Origin of the sequence: Aeromonas bestiarum (assembly GCF_000819745.1) — a bacterium.
Lineage (GTDB): Bacteria > Pseudomonadota > Gammaproteobacteria > Enterobacterales > Aeromonadaceae > Aeromonas > Aeromonas bestiarum.
In genome coordinates, this window is record NZ_CDDA01000003.1 from 1 (window position 1) to 18,696 (window position 18,696).

General features: G+C 57.4%; 13 protein-coding genes. 6 read left to right on the plus strand and 7 right to left on the minus strand.

Features of this window, described 5'->3' with window-relative positions:
• Nucleotides 1–59: 59 nt before the first annotated feature.
• The 3 genes from ompAII to BN1118_RS00340 all read right to left on the minus strand — a co-directional run bounded on the left by ompAII (nucleotide 60) and on the right by BN1118_RS00340 (nucleotide 3,418).
• On the minus strand, nucleotides 60–1,061 hold the full coding sequence (gene ompAII, locus BN1118_RS00330) for a porin OmpAII (RefSeq protein WP_043134609.1): 1,002 nt from the start codon (nucleotides 1,059–1,061) through the stop codon (nucleotides 60–62).
• A gap of 431 nt (nucleotides 1,062–1,492) precedes the next feature.
• Entirely contained in the window at nucleotides 1,493–2,512 is a 1,020-nt protein-coding gene (gene ompA, locus BN1118_RS00335; RefSeq protein WP_042873650.1) for a porin OmpA, read from the minus strand.
• A gap of 309 nt (nucleotides 2,513–2,821) precedes the next feature.
• Nucleotides 2,822–3,418, minus strand: a complete 597-nt coding sequence (locus tag BN1118_RS00340; protein ID WP_043554039.1) for a hypothetical protein — start codon at nucleotides 3,416–3,418, stop codon at nucleotides 2,822–2,824.
• A gap of 259 nt (nucleotides 3,419–3,677) precedes the next feature.
• On the opposite strand from BN1118_RS00340, the gene BN1118_RS00345 reads away from it, so the two are divergent.
• Both BN1118_RS00345 and BN1118_RS00350 read left to right on the plus strand, forming a co-directional pair.
• The gene (locus BN1118_RS00345; RefSeq protein ID WP_005298604.1) at nucleotides 3,678–3,944 is read left to right on the plus strand and encodes a helix-turn-helix domain-containing protein; all 267 of its coding nucleotides are present in this window, start codon (nucleotides 3,678–3,680) and stop codon (nucleotides 3,942–3,944) included.
• Nucleotides 3,945–4,148: 204 nt separating this feature from the next.
• Nucleotides 4,149–5,510, plus strand: coding sequence for a sodium-dependent transporter (locus BN1118_RS00350; protein WP_043134613.1), 1,362 nt, complete (start codon nucleotides 4,149–4,151; stop codon nucleotides 5,508–5,510).
• A gap of 79 nt (nucleotides 5,511–5,589) precedes the next feature.
• On the opposite strand, the gene rssA is transcribed toward BN1118_RS00350, so the two are convergent.
• Nucleotides 5,590–6,456, minus strand: a complete 867-nt coding sequence (gene rssA / locus BN1118_RS00355) for a patatin-like phospholipase RssA (RefSeq protein ID WP_043134615.1) — start codon at nucleotides 6,454–6,456, stop codon at nucleotides 5,590–5,592.
• 33 nt (nucleotides 6,457–6,489) lie between these two features.
• Nucleotides 6,490–8,046 (minus strand): sensor domain-containing diguanylate cyclase, encoded by a 1,557-nt coding sequence (locus BN1118_RS00360; RefSeq protein ID WP_043554041.1) that lies wholly within the window; start codon nucleotides 8,044–8,046, stop codon nucleotides 6,490–6,492.
• Nucleotides 8,047–8,254: 208 nt separating this feature from the next.
• On the opposite strand from BN1118_RS00360, the gene BN1118_RS00365 reads away from it, so the two are divergent.
• The 4 genes from BN1118_RS00365 to BN1118_RS00380 all read left to right on the plus strand — a co-directional run bounded on the left by BN1118_RS00365 (nucleotide 8,255) and on the right by BN1118_RS00380 (nucleotide 15,459).
• Entirely contained in the window at nucleotides 8,255–9,304 is a 1,050-nt protein-coding gene (locus tag BN1118_RS00365; RefSeq protein ID WP_052449137.1) for an efflux RND transporter periplasmic adaptor subunit, read from the plus strand.
• Entirely contained in the window at nucleotides 9,304–12,423 is a 3,120-nt protein-coding gene (locus BN1118_RS00370) for an efflux RND transporter permease subunit (protein ID WP_043554045.1), read from the plus strand. The genes BN1118_RS00365 and BN1118_RS00370 overlap by 1 nt, the downstream gene beginning before the upstream one ends.
• Before the next feature lie 94 nt (nucleotides 12,424–12,517).
• Nucleotides 12,518–12,886, plus strand: a complete 369-nt coding sequence (locus tag BN1118_RS00375; RefSeq protein WP_043134620.1) for a hypothetical protein — start codon at nucleotides 12,518–12,520, stop codon at nucleotides 12,884–12,886.
• Nucleotides 12,887–13,023: 137 nt separating this feature from the next.
• Nucleotides 13,024–15,459: a YgiQ family radical SAM protein gene (locus BN1118_RS00380; RefSeq protein ID WP_043554095.1), complete on the plus strand. Its 2,436-nt coding sequence runs from the start codon at nucleotides 13,024–13,026 to the stop codon at nucleotides 15,457–15,459.
• 83 nt (nucleotides 15,460–15,542) lie between these two features.
• On the opposite strand, the gene BN1118_RS20875 is transcribed toward BN1118_RS00380, so the two are convergent.
• Entirely contained in the window at nucleotides 15,543–16,763 is a 1,221-nt protein-coding gene (locus tag BN1118_RS20875) for an SNIPE associated domain-containing protein (RefSeq protein WP_084213955.1), read from the minus strand.
• A gap of 10 nt (nucleotides 16,764–16,773) precedes the next feature.
• The gene (locus BN1118_RS20880) at nucleotides 16,774–18,108 is read right to left on the minus strand and encodes an SNIPE associated domain-containing protein (RefSeq protein ID WP_167336098.1); all 1,335 of its coding nucleotides are present in this window, start codon (nucleotides 18,106–18,108) and stop codon (nucleotides 16,774–16,776) included.
• Nucleotides 18,109–18,696: the final 588 nt, after the last annotated feature.

Sequence of the window (18,696 nt, forward strand, 5' to 3'; positions counted from 1 at the left end):
TGGGACAGAGCCATAAAAAAGGAGGCCATCAGGCCTCCTTTCTATGTCACCTGAGTGACTTACTGTTTCACTTCCTGTACGCCGGTGACGCGCACTTCAACGCGACGATCCGGGGCCAGGCAGGCGATCAGCTGTGCCTTGGCTTTGATGCCGTTGCACTGGGTGCCGGTGACCGGGCTGGCTTCGCCACGACCTTCGATGGCGACCTTGCCGGCAGGCAGACCCTTGCCGACCAGGAAGTCGGCCACGGTGCGGGCGCGGGCTTCAGACAGCTTCAGGTTGTAGGCGTCAGAACCGATGCGGTCTGTGTAGCCAACGACCACGGCGCTGCCATCTTTCGGCTGCACGTCGACGATCTGCTGATACAGGGTATTAAGCGCGGCAACCCCTTCCGGCTTCAGAGTGGATTTGCCGAAGGCAAACAGCACGTCCGAGCTCAGGGCGAAGTTCTTGTCGACGACCACGGGCTCAGGAACCGGCTCGGGCGCCGGTGCCGGGACAGGGGCAACATAAGAGGTGCGGTTCGGGTGCATCACCAGTTCCAGGGTGGCCACGCTCATGTTGGTTTCCCAGGTCTTCTGCTCATCACCCAGGTTCCACATGTAGCGGTAGCGGGCTTGCACATCGATGAGGTCGGAGAGCTTGGCGGTCAGGCCCAGACCGGCCAGCGGCGCAGTGCCGTTGTCGCTGTTGCCGTTGCCGTTGACGTGGTTGAAGTAGGCGCCGCCTTCTGCAAACACGGAGAAGATGTCGTTCAGCGGCAGACGGGCAAGACCGGACAGGGTGGCACCCTGGGTCTTGAAGTCAACGCCATCGACGCCACCCTTGCCGGCGTAGAGGTAGCCCAGTTCGGCACCGAAGTTTTCGGTGAAGTTGTAGCCGCCAAACAGGGAGAGCGCGGTGGCGTCCTTGTCAGCGTCCTTGCCAAAGTCGTTCAGGTCGTGGCCATAAGCCCAACCTGCGCCGATACCTGTGTACCAGTCGTTGGCTGCCTGAGCGGTGGAAGTTCCCATGGCCGCGATGGCCAGAGCAATCAGGGCGGGTGCCATTTTCATTTTCATCGTTTTATCCTCGTTGAGTTTGCCGTGCTAGGGCGTACTGCGCACTCTTCAGTTATACCGGTCACAAGTGACAATTCAGCTGCGACCTCCATGGTGAACCACGGCTGGCTTGAATGAAAAAAGAGATGGTTCCTGGATACTCATGAAGTCTTGGCTTCATGGACAACTAACCGGACAAGAAGCACTTTTAATAGTTCATCCAATACCTTACAAGCGGGGTTACTGTATTCTTTTGACTCGCTTTGATCAAGTTTCTGTACAGATATCCAGCGGTAGTGCGGGTTGGAGCGAAAAAGCAGGCCGTGCGGCGGGGGAGAGGGTTTGACAGAAAGTGTCGCGTCTTGCTGCGTTTGCCATCAATCAATGGCAAGCGGGAAAACAAAAGGGGATGCCGTGGCATCCCCTTTTCGCATCATCTGAACAGAGTCAGATTATTGCTGAACTTCTTGTACGCCAGAGACGCGAACTTCTACGCGACGATCCGGGGCCAGGCAGGAGATCAGCTGAGCTTTAGCCTTGACGGCGTTGCACTTGGTGCCAGTAACCGGGTTGGCTTCGCCACGACCTTCTACTGCAACCTTGCTGGCAGCCATACCTTTGCTCACCAGGAAGTTGGCAACGGTACGGGCACGGGCTTCGGACAGCTTCTGGTTGTAAGCGTCGGAACCGATGCGGTCGGTGTAACCAACGACAACAGCGTTGCCATCTTTCGGCTGGAATTCAACGATTTGCTGATACAGACCGTTCAGGGCTGCAACGCCTTCCGGCTTCAGGCTGTCTTTGCCAAAGGCAAACAGCACGTCGGAGTTCAGCGCGAAGTTCTTCTCGACAACCTGCGGGGCAGGAGCCGGAGCTTCTTCAACAACAGGAGCCGGAGCCGGCGCTACGTAGGAAGAACGGAACGGGTGGTATACGGCTTCCAGGGTCGCAACGCTCTGGTTGGACTTGTAGCGTACGTCGTCGGCGTGCAGGTCAGCCACGTCCCACATGTAGCGGTAGCGAGCTTGCAGATCCAGCGCGTCGTTGACCTTGTAGGTCACGCCCAGGCCAGCCAGCGGGGATACTTTGGTATCGCTGGTGCCCATGCCGTCGGTGTGAGCCCAGTAGGCGCCGCCTTCAGCGAAGGCAGAGAAGTCGCCGCCCAGCGGCAGACGAGCGATACCGGACAGGGTGGCACCCTGGTTTTCGTAACGGTTGCCATCGGTGTTGCCACGGCCAGCGTACTGGTAGCCGAATTCGGTACCGAAGTTCTCGGTGAAGTTGTAACCAACGAAGGCGTTGGCAGCAGCCGCGTCTTCTTCGCCAGTGTTCACGCCTTCGATCTTGTTCAGACCGTTGAAGTGGGCAGCACCGACACCGGCACCGAAGTAGATGTCGTCAGCGGCGTGAGCTGCAGTTGCACCCATGGCAGCCATAGCGATGGCGATCAGGGAAGGAGCCATTTTCATCATAAAAAAATCCTCGTTGAGATGGCACGTTGTTCACGTGCTTCGCACTTTTTAATTTATGTAAGCTGCAGGCTCTGCCGAACAACAGCGTTGAGTCTGGCAGGGATCCCGGTTCCATCCGGGAGGCACACATTCCTGGTGCACAAAGCGAGCGGGTGGCAGCGTAAGCAATGCCTTCAACCCTTCACGAACAGCCGATGTCATTCCGATGACGTGGCGCACTCTATGCCGATTTCAAAACATGATCAAGCTCACACATAAGCCATATGGCAAATTGTGTCGTGTGGATAACTGGCTGTTTATCCAAATTAATTAGTGATCCAAATAGGCTCTGTGCAGCTTCTTTTCGAGTTTCATATAGGCCTGAACCCAGTCAGGTTGCGCCATGGAGGGAGATTCCCTCGCCTGGAACACCGCCAGATAATCGGCCTGGGTTGCTTCGCACAGTAAGGGTGTGAAGCTGAGCAAAAAATGACGGGCAAGGTAGGGATCGAGGGGCCAGATATTGAGGATGGCCCGTGCCACGGGCTGAACCGCAGCTGAACAGCGAAAATGGCGGTGACCCGCTTCCAGCCAGAGTGCCATCTCGGCGAGCCCGCTTTCGGGTACCAGACCGCCGTCGCCCTGCTCGTTGGCAAGGGCAAGGCGGTGGCCATTGTCGAGCAGCAGATGTCCGTCTTGTTGCAAGACGCCATCGTGACTGCGCAGGGTCAGCCCCGCCACTGGCTGTTCGAGAAACAGGCTGCTTTTGTCATCGAGCGCAGTCAAAACCGCTGCTGCCTGCTCATGCATGGCGGCCGGCAACCAGAAGGCTTCGGCGCGTGTCTGCTGGCCTTGCATCAACTGGCGGGTGAGTTCTGCAGGTGTTGAAACTGGGTGTAAACAGGAGATTATGCCGGGGAGCGCCATGAGTTCCTACTCTTTAGGGATAGCTGGCGGATTATACGAGTTATTCCTGCAGCAACAATAAAGGTTTCTTTTCGAGACTGTTTACCTGAGGCGGTTGAGCGATTACCATCCCCGATGTTTGCAAGGGTTGTCGTCGAAAGACGCTGATTAAAGATAGAGGCTCGACCATAACGAGTCCGTTCAAAACTGATACACTTGACTACGAGTCGTCGCGAAAAATAAAGGTGGAGTCAATCCGCCGTACGGAGTATGGAACAATATGAATTCAAATATCGTAACTGTTGGTAAGAAGATCCGTCAGATCCGTGAAGCGGTCGGTTTGAGCCGTCCCAAGTTTGCCGATCTGCTGGGCGTTCCCCCGACCACCCTGAAGAACTATGAACTGGGTTATCGTGAAGTAGGTGGCGCCTTCCTGGTGGCACTGGCTCACCACCCTGAGCTGCACAAGTTCACCCTCTGGCTGCTGGCTGACAAGAAAGTCGCCGAAATTGGCCAGATCGGTCCGGACGATATTGCCAAGGCTTGATTTAATTGGGCTTTGACAAAAATGCCGCCATTGAGGCGGCATTTTTTTATCCATCAAATAACCACTTCATTTAATTAAATTTGGCTAAGTGTGCTCTCACCAAGGCTTTTCACGAAAATACCTTGGCAAGTCGGATTAATCCTCAGAAAATTCCTGCCCTAAAATCAGGGTTATCCTTCGCATGATGCGCACAGTGAGACAAGCATGAGTCAAATCCTTCCCCAGGCCAGAGATGGCTTTACCAGTAAATTCGGTGTCCTTGCCGCCACCCTGGGTTCAGCCGTCGGGCTGGGCAATATCTGGAAATTTCCCTACCTGACGGGTGAAAACGGCGGCGCCGGTTTTCTGCTGGTCTATGTGATTGCCACCCTGCTGGTGGGGCTGCCGGTGATGATTTCCGAGATCATGCTGGGTCGCAAGGGCAAGGCGGATGCGGTGACCACCCTGAGCAAGCTGGGTCCCAAGGGACAGCCCTGGTGGCTGATCGCCCTGATGGGAGTGGTCGCGGCTTTCCTCATCATGTCCTTTTATTCCGAAGTGGCGGCCTGGGTATTTGCCTATATCTTCAAGGCCATCAGCGGCGAGATATTGTCGACCGACCCTGCGGTCACGGGCGCGGCCTTCAATGCACTCATCACCAACCCGCTGCAGAGCCTGCTCTGGCAATGGCTGGTGCTGGCGCTGATGGGGGGCATACTGCTGATGGGGGTTTCCAAGGGGATCGAAGCGGTCACCAAGAAGCTGATGCCGGTGCTCTTCATCCTGCTGCTGGTGATCGGCATTCGCAGTCTGACCCTGCCGGGCGCTAGCCAGGGTCTGCATTTTCTGTTCTCGCCGGACTTTTCCAAGATCACCGCCGGTGTGGTGCTGACCGCCATGGGGCTGGCCTTCTTCAAGCTCTCCATCGGCATGGGTTGCATGATGACCTATGGCAGCTACTTCCGGGATGATCAGAACATTCCGCTCACCACCTTCCGGGTGATGTGCGCCGATCTGTTCGTCTCCATGCTGGCGGGGATCGCCATCTTCCCGGCCGTGTTCGCCTTCGGGTTCGAGCCCTCCGCCGGCCCCTCCCTGCTGTTCATCACCATTCCGGCTGTGTTTGCCAGCATACCGTTCGGTCACCTGTTCATGGTGCTGTTCTTCGTGCTCTCCGCCATCGCGGCGACGGGCGCCATGCTCTCCATCCTGGAAGTGCCTGTCTCTGTGGTGTCCGAGCGTTTCCACATGAGCCGCCCCAAGGCGACCCTGCTCAACCTGCTGGTGCTGGGGGCGGTGGGTTCGACCTGTGCGCTCTCCAACAGCTCGCTGGCGGAGGTGCAGATCGCCGGCAAGACCTTCTTCGACCTGTTCGACTTCGTCTCCTCCAACGTATTGATGCCCCTTGGCGGTATCTTCCTCTGCCTGTTCGTGGGCTGGGTGTGGGGCTTTGAGCGGATGAAGGAGGCGCTGACCAACGGCGGTGAACTGGAGCTGGCCATCCTCAAGCCGCTGTTCTTCATCATTCGTTATGTGTCGCCGCTGCTGATCCTGATCGTCATGCTCAAGGGGCTGGGGCTGTTCTGATGGCTTGCCTGCCGCAAGAAAGCAAAAAGAGCGCCGTTGGCGCTCTTTTTTTATGGGCTCATCAGGGTGGCACCCGGCGTCATATCAAACCGAGGCGGGAGAGCTCCTCCTTGAGCTGCTCCACGTTGCGCTCGACACAGGCCTCCCCCTCGTTGATGGCATCGCCCGCCCGGTGAAAGTCCATGATGGAGAAGCTGCCAAGGCGCGGGCAGAGCTGGATCTCGGGGGGATCCCCCGCCATCCGCGCGCGGGTGATGCGCTCCTGCATTATGTTGATGGAGCCTGTCATCACGCTCCACATGCCGGGGGTGTTGGGGCCCTCACCCCGGTTGAACCACTGGCTGAAGCGGTTGCCGCTGACGGGCTCGTCCGGTTCGTCGGTCCAGGGCTGGTGCATGTCGGCGTTGAGGTTGACGGCGATCACCACCTCGGCCCCCATGGCGCGGGCCAGCGAGATGGGCACAGGGTTGACCACGGCGCCATCCACCAGCCAGCGATCCTCGACCAGGGTGGGGGTCAGTATGCCGGGCATGCCACAGGAGGCGCGCACGCACTGGCGCAGCGGCCCCTGTTGCAGCCAGATCTCGCGACCGGTATCGAGCTCTGTGGCGACGCAGGCGAAGGGCAGCGGCAGGCTCTCGATGGCGGGATCGCCTAAGTGATTGGCGGCGATGCCGAACACCTTTTCACCGCGAAACAGGCCGCCGGAGAGGGCGGGATCGAGCAGGCCGACCACCTGCAGCCGGCTGAAGCCGCGCACCCAGGACTCCAGTTTGTCCAGCTCGCCCGCGGCATAGGCGGCGCCGACGAAGCTGCCGATGGAGCAGCCTGCCACCAGATCCGGTTTTACACCGAGCCGCTCCAGCGCCCGTATGATGCCGATGTGCGCCCATCCTCGGGCAGCGCCACTGCCCAGAGCCAATCCCACGCGGGGTTTTCGTGACACTTTGTCTCTCCTGAGGTGAGTGAGGCGTTCAGCTTACCCGGTGTTTTTTGCGCCGTCATCCTGCCAGCGTTCGCTGCGATTGCGACCGTTGGCCTTGGCCCGATAGAGGGCCACGTCCGCCCGGCGGATCGCCTCCTGCAGCTGTGTCTCGGGGGCGCAGTGGTGATAGCCCAGGCTGACGGTGACCGCCAGGGTGGGCGCAATCTCGCCCCACGGATGGCGGGCTATCTGCAGGCGCAACCGCTCGGCCAGCTGATCCAGCGGCTCGGACCCCTTGGCAACCAGCAGCAGAAATTCCTCGCCACCCCAGCGGATCAGGGCATCCTCTTTTCTGGTCTGGCCCTGGCAGAGCCTGACCAGCTGGATAAGCACCCGATCGCCGACCTCGTGACCAAAGTGGTCGTTGACCAGCTTGAAGTGATCGCAATCGAACATGATCACCCCGACGCCGCGCGCCCTGGCATGGGCACGGGCCTGTTCAAATTCGTCGAAGTAGTGACGATTGAAGGCGCCGGTCAGGGCATCGTGGTTGGAGAGATAGTCCAGCTGCCGGTTCAGGCGGTGGGACTTGAGGCTGGAGAGCGCCGCCAGCACCATGAAGAGGATGGCGATCAGGGTCGGGGCCGATTGCCAGAGCAGGGCCTGCAACAGGGAGAGCAGCGGGATGCGATGGATCAGGGTGAGCCCGGTATCGGGAATGGCGTGAACCAGTTGAAAGGCGCCCTGGCGCCATTGGTAGCTATCCCGTTCGGCCTGGAACTTTGGGACAAAGTCAGCTCCCTGATGATTGCTGGCCAGGATCTGCTGATGCTGATTGACCAGAAACAGGCTGCCGATGCCGGGTGTGGACTCATCCAGCAGCTGTTCGAGCCGCGAGAGCAGCACATCTATGCTGATGACGCCCACCAGCACCTGATCCTTCACTATGGGTTGCGACAGTGAGATCATCTGTCCCTCCCCGGCAAAGTCCTCGTAGGGGCGCGATACGATGGCGCGCTGGCTGGGATTTTGCTGTTTCAGGGCATCCTGCCAGTAGGATTTCAGATAGATGGCGCGATGAAAGCGAAACTGGCTGGAGGGGATCCAGGGGTAGAGGTAGATGAAGTCATCCACCCCGGTGAAGTAGATCCAGGCAACCTTGTCCCCCAGCAGCTTGTTGGTGGTGGAGAGCAGGGGGGAGAGGCTCAGCGCCAGGTGCAGTCTGGCTTCCCGCTCGCTGCCCCGGGCGGGCAGCTGGCCCAGGCCGGTCAGATTGCCGCTGAGCCCCTCGGGCAGGTTGCCGGGCACCTTGTCCAGCGAAAACCCCCTCTCCGGCGAGGCTTGCAGGGCGCCATAGAGCTGGCGGGTCAGCGCCGATTGCGGATTGCTGCGCAGTCGCTCCTCGGCCTGGCCGCGCATGGCCTCGAGAAAGGTCTCCATCTGCTGAAACTGGGATCGCAAGCGGGCGGCCGTGTTGAGGGTGTCGCGCTCATAGAGTTCGGTGACATGTTTCAGGGTCTGATGAATCGTGAGGGTCAGCAGCAGTGTGACGATGGCGCCAAGCAGCCATTGCAGCTTGTGTGTGACGAGAGAGGGACTTGGTGCAGGCATAGGCGGTGGGGTTGGGTCTGGGCGGTTCGGTTCATCAGTGTAGGGCAGAACTGTCAGGAACGTCTCCTGTGGATCCGGTTTAGGTGATCTTCCACCGCTCCTGTTACGTTTTGTCACATTTATACATAGTCACGGCATAGTCAGGGGGTAACATTGTACCCATCATTGATGAAGTGCCCCCTTTTCTCTTAATTTCATGGATTGCTTGATGAAAATGCGTATGTGGCTGTCGATAGCCTGTCTCTCCCTGCTGATGTCGGGTGTCTGGTATTACCGTAACAACGAACCTGCCAGCAAACCCCAGCCCCGCCAGGTCAATATCAGGGCGCAGACGGTCAAGCAGAGCCTGGCCGAACCCACCATCAAGCTGGTGAGCAAGCTGGCGGCCAATCGCTCCGTGGTGATAAGCCCCGAGGTGACAGGCCGCATCGTCAAGATAGCGGTGCGCTCCGGCCAGCAGGTCAAGCGGGGCGATACCCTGATCGCCCTGGATACGGGCAAGCAGCTGGCGGAGCTCGCGGAGCAGAACGCCAGCGTGCGCGACGAGGCCCGCAAGCTGCGGGACATGCGCCGGCTGGTGGCGCGCGGTGCCATCACCACCTCAGAGCTGGAAGGGCAGGAGGCCATAGTGGCCCAGGCCCAGGCCCGCGCCGATGCGGCCAAGTATGAGTTGTCGCTGCGCACCCTGCAGGCACCGTTTGACGGTACCGTCAGCCTGATCGATCTGAGTGAAGGGGCCCTGGTCAACAGCGGCGATACCCTGCTCCATCTGGATGAGCTGGCCAGGCTGCGGCTCGATCTGGCGGTGCCAGAGCGCTATCTCTCCCTGCTGCGCCCCGGCATGGCGGTGACGGCGACCAGCTCGGCCTGGCCGGATCAAGCGTTCAGCGGCGTGCTGGAGACCCTCGACAGTCGGGTGTCCAACGATACCCAGAACATCAAGGCGCGCGTCATCATTCCCAATCCCGATGGTCAGCTGCGCCCCGGCATGCTGCTCAACGTCGAGCTCTCCCTGCCACCCCAGAAGATGACCCTGATCCCGGCCCAGTCGGTGGAGTATGCCGGCGCGCAACGTTTCGTCTATCGCCTGGAGGCGGACGGTCGGGTGACGCGGGTGCCCGTGGTGCTGGGGGATACCCATGGCGAGGAGGTGTGGGTCACCGAGGGCCTGAAGGTCGGCGATCGCATCGCAGTCGAGGGGCTGGTCAATCTGCGTGACGGTGCCAGCGTGCACGATCTGGCGGAGGTAAAAGGCTGATGTGGCTCTCCGATATTTCTGTCCGCCGCCCGCTGGTGGCGGTGGTAGTGAGCGCCCTGCTGACCGTGTTCGGTCTGGTGGCCTTCAGCAAGCTGACGGTGCGGGAGATGCCGGACGTGCAGATCCCGTCCGTCTCCATTTCCACCACCTATGAGGGGGCGGCGCCCGCCGTCATGGAGAGTCAGGTCACCAAGCCCATCGAGGATCAGCTCTCCGGCATCAGCGGCATCAAGAACATCAACTCTGTGACCCGCAAGGGGCGCTCCGTCATCACTGTGGAGTTCAAGCTTGGCTGGAACATGGTGGAGGGCACCTCGGATGTGCGTGACGCCATCTCCCGCGCCCGCCCCAGGTTGCCGGATGACGTGGATGAACCCATGGTCACCAAGGACAACGGCAACGGCGACGTGGCGGTCTGGCTCAACTTCAGCAGCACCCAGATGGACCGTACCGCCATGACGGACTACGCCAACCGCGTGCTGGTCGACCCTCTGAGTCTGGTGGACGGGGTGAGCGAGGTGGCCCTCTCCGGCGATCTGACCCAGGTGATGTACGTGCGGCTGCGCCCCGCCGACATGGCGGCCCGTGGCATCACGGTGGCGGACGTGCAGGACGCCCTCAAGCGGGAAAACATAGAGCTGCCGGGCGGCGAAATTCGCAACAACAGCATGACGATGGCGGTGCAGATCGCCCGTCTCTACCACACGGCCGCCGATTTTCAGGCCTTGCAGGTGCGCACCGCCGACAACGGCCAGAGCATCTACCTGGCGGATATCGCCGACGTGGAGGTGGGCGCCAAGAACGAAGACAGCGCCTATCAGCGCAACGGCCGCGAGAGCCTGGGGATAGGCATAGTGGCCCAGTCCACCGCCAACCCGCTGGCGGTGGCGCAGGGGGTCGAGAAGAAGATGGCCGAGATGCAGCGCTTCCTGCCGGAGGGCGCCACCCTGGAGATTGACTACGACTCCACCATCTTCATCAAGCAGGCCATCGACGAGGTGTACGAGACGCTGGCCATCTGCGCCGTGCTGGTGGTGGCCGTGCTCTACCTGTTCCTGGGGCAGGGGCGTACCACTTTGATCCCGGCCATTACCGTACCTGTGTCGCTCATCTCGGCCTTCATCGGCGCCTGGTATCTCGGTTTTTCCATCAACCTCATCACACTGCTCGCTCTTATTCTCGCCATCGGTCTGGTGGTGGATGACGCCATAGTCGTGGTGGAGAACATCCACCACCACCTGCAACGGGGCGAGCCACCGCTGCTGGCGGCCTGGCACGGCACCCGCGAGGTGGGTTTTGCCGTGGTGGCAACCACGGCCGTGCTGGTGATGGTGTTCGTGCCCATCGCCTTCATGGATGGCATGGTGGGGCGGCTCTTTACCGAGTTCGCCATCCTGCTCTCCCTGGCTGTGCTCTTCTCCTCCCTGGTGGCGCTGACCCTGACCCCGGCCATGGGCTCCTGGCTGATGCGCTCGGTCGACAAGCCCAACGTGCTGACGGCTGCGCTCGATCGCGGCCTCGGCTGGGTGGAGAAGCACTATCGCAATCTGCTGGGCTGGGTGCTGCGCCGCTCGGCCTGGACCCCGCTGGTGCTGCTGCTCTGCCTCGGCGGCATCGGCGCCCTGTTTGGCCAGCTGCCCACCAGTTTGACCCCGACTGAGGACAGGGGCGTGCTCTATGTGTTCGTGAAAGGGGCCGAGGGCACCAGCATAGAGCGGATGAAGCGCAACATGCAGCAGGTGGAGGCGGCCATCATGCCGCTGCTGGGCAAGGGGGTGGTGCAGGCCATGAGCTTCAGCACCCCGGCCTTCGGTCGTGGCGGCGATCAGACCGGGATGGCGATCATCCAGCTCACCGACTGGGCCGAGCGGGATGAAACCGCCACCGAGTTTGCCCAGTCCCTGAGCGGGCGGCTGGCCGGCATTCCCGACGTGATGATCCGCACCTTCCAGCCGGGCTTTCGCGGCGGCTCCACTGCGGCGGTGCAGTTCGTGCTGCAGGGCTCGGACTATGCCGAGCTCTATCTGCAGGGGCTGGCCCTGAAAGAGGCGGCGGCCCAGAGCGGCCTGATGGTGACGCCGGACCTCGACTATGCCGAGAAGACCCCGGAGCTGCAGGTGACCATAGAGAGAGACAGAGCCAGCCAGCTCGGCATTCCGGTGTCGACCGTGGCCAGCTCGCTGCAGGCTCTGCTCGGCGGCGTCAGCCAGACCACCTATGTGGACAGGGGCGAGGAGTACGACGTCTATCTGCGCGCCAATCAGCGCGACTTCAACGGCGTGTCCGATCTCAGCCGCATCTATCTCAAGGCCGCCAGTGGCGAGATGGTGAGTCTCTCCACCCTGGCGACCGTCACCCAGGTGGCGAGCCCGCAGCGGCTCAACCACTACCAGCGGCAGAAGGCGGTGACCCTGACCGCCGATCTGGCGCCGGATCGCACCCTGGGCGAGGCGCTGGACTTCCTCGACGGCTGGGCCAGCGCCAATCTGCCGAGCGGCATGACGGTGGATTACGCCGGCGAGTCCAAGGACTATCGCGACAACCAGGGCGAGATGGTGATGGTGTTCGCGCTGGCCCTGCTGGTGGTCTATCTGGTGCTGGTGGCCCAGTTCGAGAGCATGCTGACCCCGGCTGTGGTGATGGTGACGGTACCGCTCGGCATCTTCGGCGGTCTGCTCGGCCTCTGGCTGACGGGGCAGGAGATGAGCATCTACAGCCAGATCGGCATGATCATGCTGATCGGCATGGTGACCAAGAACGGCATCTTGATCGTGGAGTTCATCAACCAGCTGCGCCAGCGTGGCGAGGCCTTCGATGAGGCCATCATAGCCGGCTCGGTGCGCCGTCTGCGCCCCATACTGATGACCTCGTTGACCGCCATTATCGGCGCCGTGCCGCTGATGGTCTCCATGGGGGCGGGTTATGAGAGCCGGATGGCTGTGGGGACCGTGGTCTTCTTCGGGCTATCCTTGGCGACCCTGGTGACCCTGGTGATGGTGCCTGCCATCTATCATCTGCTGGCCAAACGGGCGGGCATGACGGGGGCGCGGGATCTGCTGGTGGACCAGGCGCTGGCGGCCCAGTCGGCGGTCAAGAGTCAGGACAAACCGGCGGCCTGATACCTACACCCATATAGGTGAAAGACGCAGAAAGCAGATGGCATCACCCCAGCGTGCGGTTAATATGTAGCCAGTTTTAACGCTGAGGTGAGCTATGTTGCCATCTGCTATCTATGAACCGCTGCCCTTCGCTTATATGGGCAGCGGTTTGCTGTTGTTGGGGGTTGCCGATCATCCGGGCCTGCTGTTGGCCGGACTGGCATTCTATCTGGCCGGATCCCTGGCCTGGTTCAGACGCAGTGCCTACCGTCGCCCCGACAAGCCAGTGGTGCGAAAGCAGGGCTGGCCGCTGTGGCTCTACGAGAGCCGCCCGTTCGCGCTGATCCTGCTGGGTTTGCTGATGCTGCGCCTCGCGACCCACCCCATCTTCCTGGCGCCGGCGCTGGTCTGGTGCCTGCTCGGTGGTTATCAGCTGCTGCAGCGCCACTACAGCCGCATAGTGCTGGCCCGCGTCCTGGCCTGATCCCGCTGAACCCGCGTTATTGAGGCGAGCCCGTCACTGGCTCGCCTTTTCCTCGTGCTCTGTGGGGGCAAAAAGCCATCGCCCCCGCTTCGCTCTGCCGGTATAATGCGCGACCCGAATTGTTCCAGGTGTTCAAAATGCAGCCGGTTACCCACCTTTTCTCCTATCCCCGCTACTGGGCCGAGTGCTACGGCACTGCGCCCTTCCTGCCCATGTCCAGAGCGGAGATGGACAAGCTCGGCTGGGACAGCTGCGACATAGTCCTGGTGACCGGTGACGCCTACGTGGATCACCCGAGTTTCGGCATGGCGGTCATAGGCCGCATGCTCGAATCCCAGGGCTTTCGGGTCGGCATCATAGCCCAGCCGGACTGGTCATCTAAGGATGACTTTATGCGCCTGGGCAAGCCCAACCTCTTCTACGGGGTGACGGCGGGCAACATGGACTCCATGATCAACCGCTACACCTCCGACAAGAAGCTGCGCCACGACGATGCCTACACACCGGGAGACATAGGCGGCAAGCGGCCCGACCGCGCGACTCTGGTCTATACCCAGCGCTGTAAAGAAGCTTTCAAAGAGGTGCCGGTGGTCATAGGTGGCATAGAGGCGTCGCTGCGCCGCATCGCCCACTACGACTACTGGTCCGAGACCATACGTCGCTCCATACTGCTGGATGCCAAGGCCGACATCCTCATCTATGGCAACGCCGAGCGGCCGCTGATCGAGGTGGCGCACCGCATCGCCAACGGCGAGACCATGGAGACCATGCAGGACATTCGCGGCACCGCCGTGATCCGCAAGGAACCGCTGCCCGAGTGGCGCGGGGTGGATTCGAGCAAGCTGGATCAGATCGGCCGCATCGACCCCATCATGAACCCCTATATGGAAGGGGCGCCCTGCAGTGACGACGAGGGCACTGCGCCGGTGGCGCAGGAGGCCAAGCCGGTATTGGTGCAGCCGCCCAAGCAGAAACCCTGGGAGAAGACCTACGTCAAGCTGCCGGCGTTCGAGCGGGTCAAAGAGGACAAGGTGCTCTACGCCCACGCGTCGCGCATCCTGCACCACGAAACCAACCCGGGCTGCGCCCGCGCGCTCTCCCAGGCCCACGGCGATCGCATCGTCTGGGTCAACCCGCCTGCCTTCCCGCTGGAAACCGACGAGATGGACGGTGTGTTCGGCCTGCCTTATCAGCGGGTGCCGCACCCGGCTTATGGCAAGGAGAAGATCCCGGCCTACGAGATGATCAAGACCTCGGTCAACATCATGCGTGGCTGCTTCGGCGGCTGCTCCTTCTGCTCCATCACAGAGCACGAGGGGCGCATCATCCAGAGCCGCTCGGAAGAGTCGATCATCAAAGAGATCGAAGAGATCCGCGACAAGGTGCCTGGCTTTACCGGCGTCATCTCGGATCTCGGCGGCCCCACCGCCAACATGTACAAGCTGCGCTGCAAGAGCCCCAAGGCCGAGCAGACCTGCCGCCGCGCCTCCTGCGTCTGGCCGACCATATGCCCGCACATGGACACCGACCATACCCCGACCATAGACCTCTATCGCAAGGCGCGGGATGTGAAGGGCATCAAGAAGATCTTGATCGCCTCCGGCGTGCGCTACGACATAGCGGTGGAAGATCCGCGCTACATCAAGGAGCTGGCCAAGTACCACGTCGGCGGCTATCTCAAGATCGCCCCCGAGCACACCGAGGAGGGCCCGCTCTCCAAGATGATGAAGCCGGGCATGGGCAGCTACTACAGCTTCAAGGAGCTGTTCGACAAGTATTCCAAAGAGGCGGGCAAGCAGCAGTACCTGATCCCCTACTTCATCTCGGCCCACCCGGGCACCACGGATGAAGACATGGTGAACATGGCGCTCTGGGTCAAGACCAACAGCTTCAAGCTGGATCAGGTGCAGAACTTCTACCCGTCGCCGCTCGCCAACGCCACCACCATGTATTACACCGAGAAAAACCCGCTCAACAAGGTGAGCCGCCAGGGCGGGGACGTGTTCGTGGTGAAAGGGGAACGCCGCCGTCGCCTGCACAAGGCGCTGTTGCGCTACCACGATCCGGCCGGCTGGCCCATGATCCGCGAGGCCCTGCTGGAAATGGGCAAGGGTCACCTGATCGGCAACGGCCCCAACTGCCTGGTGCCGCCGGAAGGTCGCGGCGAGGCGGTGGCCTCGCGCAGCATCAACAAGGGGCTGAAACCGGCCCTGACGCGCCACAGCAATATCGTTCATCAGCGTGGCAATGGCGCTGGCAACAAGGCTGCTGGCGGTAAGGGCGCAGTGGCTGCCGCCTCGCAAGGCAAGGCTCGCAACGACACCCCAGCCGCCAGCAAGGGCGGCAAGGCGGGCAATGGCAAGCCAGTAGGCTCCCAGCTCAGCAAAGGGGCTGGCAACGGCAAACCTGCCGCGCAGGGCGCAGGTCAGGGCAAGCCCGCAGGGCAGGGGAAACCCGCCCATAAGGGTAAGGCCCCGACCCGCGCCGGCTCTTCCAATCCGAGTGTCAAACCCGCCACTCAGGGTGGCAAACCTGCGGCCAAAGGGAGTGGTGCCAAGCGATCGGCTCGGTGAGTTTGCTGATTAGAAAGCGATAGAAATTAAAAAGGCGACCAGATGATCGCCTTTTTATTGATTGAAATTGGGATTACATAGTTTTACGCTGCTCGGAGCACTTCAATACCATTCTGTTCAACTGCGGTAATTACATCGTCTGGTGAAACTCTAAAAAATTCTTTCCTGTTATTGACCAAATTTATCCTAGCATGCGCAAATTTCTGATGTAGTGACGCTTCCAAAGCAGGTGCATCGTCACAGTAAAACATCGCGTGAACATCGAAAGTATCCGGTACGGAAGCATCACCCAACTCACGGACTCGGTCGTATGGGTCTACCCGCCTAGTCATGCCTATTTTGACTACATCAGAGCCAAAAGACATTTCATTAGAAATAACATAGACATATCCAGATCGGGTAAGCTGTGCCATAGATACGGCTCTTTTCTCACGTTGTTTTAGGATTTCTAGCTCCTGCTGGTGCATTGCCAGCAATTCACGCTGTTCCTCAGTAGCCGAATCAAGCTTACTCAATTCTTTTTGAATTAGTCTTTCCATCAACTCCCTGTTCTTTATCGCTTTTTCTGCCGCAGACTGGATCTTTGCTTCCTCACGCTCGGCTTCATTTCTTATCCTAGTTTCTTCCCGTTCGCTTTCCTTTATGTCTGTTGTCAATTTCTCTACCTCATAGGAAAGCATCAACTCTTCAAGCTTTAGTAAAAGGTAGGGATTTTGAATCTGAGTTTTTATTATTTTTCCACAGTCATTAATTTCGTCAAAGCTACGTCGAACGCGACTGATTAAGCGATTAATATTATTCCAATCTGCTAATGAAATTGCTGCGTCAACCTCGTTATCGAAGCATCTAAGACGCAATTTTATTTCACGATTAATCAGAGTTCTCGCTTTTGCTTTGCTGTTATTTACAGCTAGGTCATCTCCTAAGGTACAGATGCAAGCTTGCTTATCCTTTACCATTTTTTTGGCTTCATCCTGAACTTTGGTGAGTCTAGTATTTAGTGTATCTAAACTGGTTGAGTTCTTGGAAGTTTTATACATTACATGATCTACAGTCCCTATACCTATGTCATACTGGCTGATTAAGTCTTCTTGAGACTGTAGTATAGTTCTACCACGTTGATAGTCTTGCTGAAGTAATCGGTATTTAGCTGCAATCTCCCCCAGTTTGGCTTTTTCTTTTTCAATAGGAGCAAAATGACGATCAAGCTCATCATAAGTAGGCTTTAATTTTTTTAGATTTTTATAGAGATAAAAAGAAAATATTACAGCTAGGGTGAAACTGATTATGCTAATAATCAACATGATTTTTATCCTAGATACTTGCAGGTAATGTGGAAGAAAGTTTCATATTTCCTGTTTGAGCGTGTAATGTAGATCGTATTAGCTCACTCTCACGAAACTCTTTTGCTTCAGCCTCAAAGTACCAATCAGATTCAATCCCCATATTTTCCATTGCTTCTTTAACTGTTTTGGGATCGGTAATGAAAAATTCTTTTCTGAGATTATCTTTATTAACTCGGTTCTCAGAAAAAAGTTCATGCAGAGTTTTTTCCACATTTGGTGCATTTTCAACGAACGCCAAGGTATGAACATCAAACTTGTATGGGACACTGGCATCACCTAGTTCAATGACTCGATCCATTGGTTCTAAGCGTCGTGTCATACCAATTTTAACAACATCCTCACCAAAGCTACCGTGATTGGAAATCACATATACATAGCCGGCTCTGGTTAATTGGGCTTGTGAAATAGCGCGACAGTATTTCTCTTCCAGCCTCTTTTTTTCCTCCTCAATCTCATCAATGCGTAACTGCATTCTAGCTCGCTCTTCACCGGCCAGTTTTTCTGCCGCTCTTTGTGCTTTTCTTAATTGTGATTCTGTTACACCAATCTCCTCATCCAGTTCATCTACATCATCACCAGATGATTTTTGTGCTCTGAGTGCGGCCTGTTGTTTTTTCTTTATCTGCTTAAGTTCTTCAAGTCTAACTAGCTCTTGATGCCAAACGGTAAGCTCTTTAACTTTAAAATCAAGATACTGAGTTGTAATATATGCACCGACTGTCTCGCCTAATTTAGTTAGTTGTTCATTTAATCTATATAGCTTTTTTAAAGCAACGTCATAACTATTAATACGCATTTTTTTTCGTATTGTTTCAAACTCTGCATTAAAAGCTTTTAGTAATAGTGAGCGATAATCACCAGTCATTTTTGTACCATCTGATTTACTACCAAAGAAAGTCCAGTTTGATATTGCATCAGTAGCATTTCCTCTGGCTATGCAATTATACTGTTCATCCCTACATTTTTTAATGTTCTCTTTTAAGGACTCGCTGTCACCTAGTTTAAATGTAGGTGGTGGCAAGCCAATATCAATGAATTTTGAAAGACTCTTTATTTGTGCTATGCATTCGTTAAGAGAATTGAATTCCTTTAGCCCATGTTCTATATGACCTTCAATTTCTTTATACTGGGCTGAAAGTTGCTCAAAGATTACTTCAATAGGGTTTTCATCTATTTGCTTTTGACGATATGAAATTAGAGATTCATATTTCTTTTTCTGTCGCAACCAATAGAACCCTAACATCAACACTGCCAGTGCAGCTAAAAAAAATATGATGGGTAAATCTGATGGTTCACTTACCATTATTATGCCCTTAAAGTTCATTATTATGAGATAATAAAAAGCACCTAGTCACACATTAATATTGTTGGGGTCTTGACAAGTTGCTTTAAAATTTTATCAATTAATGATTATTAATTAATGTTGTAGTGTTAATCTTGATGGCTAATAATGTTTAGCTATTTATGGAACTATTTCCAATAGGGTTGTGAAAAGTGTTAGTAATGATAGAGCATATTAAATGTTAGCTGCCCGAACTATTATATTCATTTTTAATTTTCTCTAGTGAGAGCTATAGCATTCATTTGTTGGGCTTCGTTATGCTCAGAGCCAACCTACGAAACACGCTACCGCCCGTGGATTACAGCTTCCAATATGCTCCCTTGACCCGCGCTGGTAGTAACCCATCGCAGCTCAACAGGTTCTGGATGGCTATGGTAAGCCAAGCGAAGCAGGACCAGCGAGCACAAAACGGAGGTAACCATCAGAAAATCATCGTTTTTTGAACTGCGTCATCAAAGCGCTTAAGCAGGCGCGATAAAGGCGGGCAAGCAGGCGCGGCTTTGCTATCTTGTTCGGCCTATGGATAAGGGGGGCTGAATGGCCGGCTCC

What these genes read in the sequence shown, in the direction of transcription:
- ompAII (WP_043134609.1), bottom strand. Translation starts at nt 1,061, where the DNA reads ATGAAAATGAAAATGGCACCCGCCCTGATTGCTCTGGCCATCGCGGCC.
- ompA (WP_042873650.1), bottom strand. Translation starts at nt 2,512, where the DNA reads ATGATGAAAATGGCTCCTTCCCTGATCGCCATCGCTATGGCTGCCATG.
- BN1118_RS00340 (WP_043554039.1), bottom strand. Translation starts at nt 3,418, where the DNA reads ATGGCGCTCCCCGGCATAATCTCCTGTTTACACCCAGTTTCAACACCT.
- BN1118_RS00345 (WP_005298604.1), top strand. Translation starts at nt 3,678, where the DNA reads ATGAATTCAAATATCGTAACTGTTGGTAAGAAGATCCGTCAGATCCGT.
- BN1118_RS00350 (WP_043134613.1), top strand. Translation starts at nt 4,149, where the DNA reads ATGAGTCAAATCCTTCCCCAGGCCAGAGATGGCTTTACCAGTAAATTC.
- BN1118_RS00360 (WP_043554041.1), bottom strand. Translation starts at nt 8,046, where the DNA reads ATGCCTGCACCAAGTCCCTCTCTCGTCACACACAAGCTGCAATGGCTG.
- BN1118_RS00365 (WP_052449137.1), top strand. Translation starts at nt 8,255, where the DNA reads ATGAAAATGCGTATGTGGCTGTCGATAGCCTGTCTCTCCCTGCTGATG.
- BN1118_RS00370 (WP_043554045.1), top strand. Translation starts at nt 9,304, where the DNA reads ATGTGGCTCTCCGATATTTCTGTCCGCCGCCCGCTGGTGGCGGTGGTA.
- BN1118_RS00375 (WP_043134620.1), top strand. Translation starts at nt 12,518, where the DNA reads ATGTTGCCATCTGCTATCTATGAACCGCTGCCCTTCGCTTATATGGGC.
- BN1118_RS00380 (WP_043554095.1), top strand. Translation starts at nt 13,024, where the DNA reads ATGCAGCCGGTTACCCACCTTTTCTCCTATCCCCGCTACTGGGCCGAG.
- BN1118_RS20875 (WP_084213955.1), bottom strand. Translation starts at nt 16,763, where the DNA reads ATGTTGATTATTAGCATAATCAGTTTCACCCTAGCTGTAATATTTTCT.
- BN1118_RS20880 (WP_167336098.1), bottom strand. Translation starts at nt 18,108, where the DNA reads ATGGTAAGTGAACCATCAGATTTACCCATCATATTTTTTTTAGCTGCA.